This window comes from Aeromicrobium sp., assembly GCF_025965075.1.
In the GTDB taxonomy this organism is placed as follows: Bacteria; Actinomycetota; Actinomycetes; order Propionibacteriales; family Nocardioidaceae; genus Aeromicrobium.
This window is the reverse complement of record NZ_JAOPXQ010000281.1, coordinates 1-4,719: the sequence shown is the minus strand read 5'-3', so window position 1 is coordinate 4,719 and position 4,719 is coordinate 1. Positions and strand designations below refer to the sequence as shown.

At 63.8% G+C, this 4,719-nt stretch carries 5 protein-coding genes and 1 pseudogene; 4 read left to right on the top strand and 2 right to left on the bottom strand.

The genetic code is table 11. The features are described 5' to 3' along the window. The 4 genes and pseudogenes from JWQ91_RS16330 to JWQ91_RS16315 all read left to right on the top strand — a co-directional run. Nucleotides 1-334: pseudogene (locus tag JWQ91_RS16330) on the top strand (long-chain fatty acid--CoA ligase); the annotation flags it as partial. A 131-nt stretch (nucleotides 335-465) separates the two neighbouring features. Further along, nucleotides 466-1,650: an acyl-CoA dehydrogenase family protein gene (locus JWQ91_RS16325; protein ID WP_297786623.1), complete on the top strand. Its 1,185-nt coding sequence runs from the start codon at nucleotides 466-468 to the stop codon at nucleotides 1,648-1,650. Next, complete coding sequence (locus JWQ91_RS16320; RefSeq protein ID WP_297786620.1) at nucleotides 1,643-2,662, top strand: phosphotransferase family protein; 1,020 nt, start codon at nucleotides 1,643-1,645, stop codon at nucleotides 2,660-2,662. Before JWQ91_RS16325 ends, JWQ91_RS16320 begins: the two co-directional genes overlap by 8 nt. Nucleotides 2,663-2,859: 197 nt before the next feature. Continuing rightward, nucleotides 2,860-3,027, top strand: a complete 168-nt coding sequence (locus tag JWQ91_RS16315) for a hypothetical protein (protein ID WP_297786618.1) — start codon at nucleotides 2,860-2,862, stop codon at nucleotides 3,025-3,027. A 174-nt stretch (nucleotides 3,028-3,201) separates the two neighbouring features. On the opposite strand, the gene JWQ91_RS16310 is transcribed toward JWQ91_RS16315, so the two are convergent. Continuing rightward, nucleotides 3,202-3,978 (bottom strand): acetoacetate decarboxylase family protein, encoded by a 777-nt coding sequence (locus tag JWQ91_RS16310; RefSeq protein WP_297786615.1) that lies wholly within the window; start codon nucleotides 3,976-3,978, stop codon nucleotides 3,202-3,204. Continuing rightward, a partial coding sequence (locus JWQ91_RS16305; RefSeq protein ID WP_297786612.1) for an alpha/beta fold hydrolase occupies nucleotides 3,975-4,719 on the bottom strand: 745 nt, incomplete at its 5' end. The genes JWQ91_RS16305 and JWQ91_RS16310, both read right to left, overlap by 4 nt.

Here is a 4,719-nt window from a genome sequence, read left to right as displayed (position 1 = left end):
CGATGACGGATGGGTCTACCTCGTTGACCGCCTGAAGGATCAGATCAACACCTCCGGGTACAAGGTATGGCCCCGCGAAGTTGAAGATGTCCTCTATCAGCACCCAGCAGTCCGAGAGGCGGCCGTCGTAGGTGCGCCGGACGATTATCGAGGCGAAGTGGTCGTGGCCTACGTGTCTCTCGTCGAGAGTGCGACAGTCAGAGCCGACGAACTCATGGCATTTGCGCGCGAAAGATTGGCGGCCTACAAAGCTCCACGGGTGATTCATGTCGCCTCGGAGCTCCCCAAGACGCAGACCGGCAAGATCCAGCGCGGTGCGCTGCGCCCCTCGTAGTTGTTCGTGCAGGAGGCATGAGCGGTGCATGTCCGCTGCATGAGCTCCGAAGACCTGGCGTCAACGGGTGAGGCGTTACCATCTATTCATAGACCGACCGATCGATCGGTCGTGCCACCACAGGAGAGAAAATGTCGCAAGCACCCCTTGATCTGACTCGCCGGACGAAAGAGTTCATTGCCCGGTCGGTGCTACCCAGCGACGACGAGTTCGACGGTGACGTGATGGCTGCTGGTGGAAGCGAGCTGCGTCACCGGCTGCAAGAGGCAGCGCGAGCTGCTGGCCTGTTCGCGCCTCACGCGCCGCTCGAGCACGGCGGACTGGGACTGGGAATGACTGCGCGAGCACCAGTCTTCGAAGAGGCCGGGTACTCACTCTTCGGCCCGTTGGCACTCAACATCGCGGCGCCGGACGAGGGCAACGTGCACCTGTTGAGTCACGTCGCCACCGCGGAACAGAAGGCGCAGTTTCTCGATCCCCTCGCCCGAGGTCACTGCCGCTCGGCCTTCGCGATGACAGAACCGTCTCCGGGCTCCGGATCTGATCCGACAGCGCTGAATACTGTTGCGACGAAAGCTGATGGGGGCTGGCTGCTGAACGGACGAAAGTGGTTCATCACCGGGGCCGACGGAGCTGACTTCTTCATCGTCATGGCGCGCACCAGCGGTGAGGCAGGCGATGCCGGTGGAGCGACCATGTTCCTGACCGCCGCCTCGGCGGAGGGACTGACAGTCGGCCGACATGTCCCGACGATGGACCGCTCGATGATTGGCGGGCACTGCGAGATGACGTTCGTTGATGTCTTCGTAGCCGACAACGACGTCCTTGGTGGCGTCGATGAAGGGTTCCGTTACGCGCAGGTGCGTCTTGGGCCAGCACGAATGACTCATGTCATGCGGTGGCTCGGGGCTGCCCGTCGCGCCCACGAGGTCGCAGTCCAGCACGTTGTGACGCGGGAGGCCTTTGGGTCGAGACTCAGCGATCTGGGAATGATCCAGCAGATGATTGCTGACAACGAGATCGACCTGGCCGCGACCAGGGCATTGTTGCTCAGCGCCTGCGCTGAACTCGATGCTGGAGACCGCGCGTCCAAGGCAACGTCCATCACGAAGACCTTTGCGGCCGAAGCTCTCGATCGGGTCGCGGACAGGGCCATGCAGATGTGCGGCGGCCTCGGCGTGGCCGCGGACCTGCCCGTGGCGAAGATTGCGCGAGAGCTGCGTCCCTTCCGAATCTACGACGGCCCATCTGAGGTACACCGGTGGTCCATTGCCAAGAGGGCCGTGCGAACCATTGCAGGGGCTCAACATGGCTGACCTGACACCTGGCGAGCTCGCGGCTGTCGCCCAAGAACTGGAGTCGAACGGCGTTGTCACGACAGGCCCCCTCTCCGCCCGAGTCATCGCAGGCGGAAGATCGAATCTCACCTATCTGATCGAGGATGACGTTCACCAGTGGGTGCTTCGTCGTCCGCCCACCGCTGGAGGGACGCCGTCGGCCCACGACGTAGGCCGAGAATTCCGGGTTGCCTCCGCGCTCTCGGCAGCCGGGATCCCGGTACCGACTCCAGTCCTCCACAGCGAGGACACATCCATCCTCGGGGCGCACTTCACGATCGTCGAGTTTGTCGCCGGGGTCTCCCTGCAGTCGCGCGACGACATCGATGCGCTCGACGATTCACTGATGAGTTCCACCGTCGATCACCTCGTCAAGACCCTCGCTCAGCTGCACAGCGTCGACCACCATGCAGCAGGACTTGGTTCGTTCGGTCGCTCAGGCGAGTACGCCGTTCGACAACTACGCCGCTGGTCATCGCAGTGGGAGATCGTCGGTCGCAACCACGAAGGACTGGCGCCTCTGCTTGCTCAACAGCTCAGCGAATCGGTGCCAAGGCAGAGTGGGTCCTGTGTGGTCCATGGCGATTACAGAAGTGACAATGCTCTGATCGACCTGGCCGATGCAGGCCGCGTCCTCGCAATAGTCGACTGGGAGCTTTCCACCATAGGAGACCCTGTGGCCGACGTGGCGATGATGTGCGCGTACCGACATCCTGCCTTCGACTCGGTCGTTGGGTTCCCGGCCGCGTGGACCAGTTCTCGCCTACCCGAACCAGATGCCCTTGCGACGGCGTATGAACGGGCGGGCGACGTCTCCTTGACCAACTGGGAGTTCCACATGGCACTCGCCTACTACAAGATCGCGGTCATCGCGGCGGGTATCGACCACCGGTACCGCGCGGGCGGCACGGTGGGCCGAGGGTTCGATCAGGCTGGAGACGCCGTGAGCAGCCTTGTCGATGCGGGGTTGAAGGTGCTGAGGAAGCGGTGAGCGTGCGGCGATCTGCACTGGTCACGGGCGCCACTCGGGCATCCGCTTAGGCATTGCCGAACGACTGGCGGCCGATGGCTTTGCGCTGACAATCCGCTCTCCCGTTGCTCCGCGCAGCGGCAGGATCAGGTGAGGGGCGCCAAGGTCATCGCGCAGTCGTCGATCACCGGCGACTTCGCCGAGCCGCGCCCGGGTATGTGGATACCGACCTGGCCGCTTGGAAGCACGACGAGATCGAGCCCGCTCGAATGATTCCCGTGGAAGACGTCGCGGAGCTGGTGGCGTCGTTGGTGTCGATGACGCGGCGCAGCATGATTGGCCACGTGGCAATGGCACGTTCCGACAGCGACGGACGTCGCGCCTGACTGGTGCGTGTGGCTGCGTGAGCAGCCCCGACGCCACTGGTCGGAGGAAGACCGGTACGCCCGAAGCCCCCGCACGCCCCGTGTGAGGCGCACCGAGCGGTGCCGCTGGCATGACGATGGCCCCGGGTTGCCTGCTCACGAAGCAGACAACCCGAGGCCATCAGGAGGATCCGACTAGATGTGGGCGGCAGGCTCGTCGACCAGGTAGTCGTGGATGACCCGGCCCATCGAGTACGTGAACGTGACGTCGCCGTACAGGAGGGACGTGATGTTGAGCGGGTCGGTAGGCGCCAGCTTCTGCGCGGGGTGCCCCTCCGGGAAGTTGAACGTGAGGTTCTCCACGGACGCGTCGTACAGCTTGACCGTGAAGGGCAACGGCAGCTCGATCAACTGGCTCAGCGCCGCATAACCGCCGAAAGGCTCAGGGATCTGGCGATGTGAGTAGTAGTTGAGATGGCCGCCGAGATCGCCGACATGGTCCTCGGTGACCGACGCAGTCAACGTGATGACCTCGTTGCCGTCCACGTGCAGCGCCGAGGTCAGCTTGCCGTCCGTGATCTCGGAGGTGCGGATGCCGGGCATCGCGGGAATACCTGCGCCTTCGCGTGCGTACGAAATCACTCTGGGCGAGCTGTTCCAGTAGTACGCGAAATATCGTCCCGGGATCGGGACCGTACCGTCGCCGGCCATGCTGTCGTGGCCATCAACCTCGACCGTGAGGTAGGTCAAGGAGAAGCCCCCGAACCCACTGCTCTGATCGGCCTCGATCTCATACATGTTCATCTGGATGGAGTTGTTGGGGTGCGGAGTCAACCCCGGCGGGAGAATCTCCTGCAGCGCCTCGCGATCAGCTTCGAAGCCCACGATGGTCATGCGCGCACCACGGATCAGCTGAGGTACCTCCGGCGCCCAGATCGTCGGCGGCATACCCCGGTACGGAACTCTGGTCATGCGGACTGCCTTCCTGTTTCGTTCGTCAAAGCGTCTTCCCAAAGACGAACTGACTGGACTGTCTGCTCGACCTCCGGGTAGTGACCAGCTGACTCGATCGGGACGAGCGACGCGTTCTTGAGCGCCTGCGCGGTCCCCTCGAGATACTCCTTGGTCACGAAGGGGTCGCTGTCGCCGTAGGCCAAGGTCACCGGGCCGCCGTAGAGAGCGAGGCTGTCGCCGAAGTCGGCGGCCGTCCAGTTCGCCAGGTACGCGTCCCAGACGCCTTGGTCCAGGACTTCATGCGAGCGAGAGACGATGTTCTGCAGCTGTCGAGCGCTGAGATGAGGGCCGAGACCGCCCAGAGTGGGCCCTGAATCTGGGTACGCAGACCGGAACCCTTCATACGTTGCGGCGTCAAGCGGCGTGCCTGACGGCGACACCGGGGTGAGACTGACCACAGCTGTCACCCGATCCGGTGCAAGTGTTCCGACACGGATCGCCGTCGTGCCGCCCATCGAGTGGCCGAGCACCGCGAACGTGTCCCATCCCAGCTCGTCTGCTGCGGCGATGGCCTCTGCCGCCATCCCGTCGATTCCGCTTGCCGGCGCCTGATCGCGGGCCGACCCGTACCCGGAGAAGTCCAGGAACGCGTATGTGAAGCGCTCGAGGTCGATCTCACTTCGTGATGCGAGCCAGACCGCGCTATCCAATGCCCATCCGTGAAGTACCAGGACGCGTGTGTCTCCGTGGCCCTCGACA

Excerpts from the sequence above, each read along its gene's own strand:
- JWQ91_RS16325 (WP_297786623.1), top strand. The coding sequence starts at position 466 with ATGTCGCAAGCACCCCTTGATCTGACTCGCCGGACGAAAGAGTTCATT.
- JWQ91_RS16320 (WP_297786620.1), top strand. The coding sequence starts at position 1,643 with ATGGCTGACCTGACACCTGGCGAGCTCGCGGCTGTCGCCCAAGAACTG.
- JWQ91_RS16310 (WP_297786615.1), bottom strand. The coding sequence starts at position 3,978 with ATGACCAGAGTTCCGTACCGGGGTATGCCGCCGACGATCTGGGCGCCG.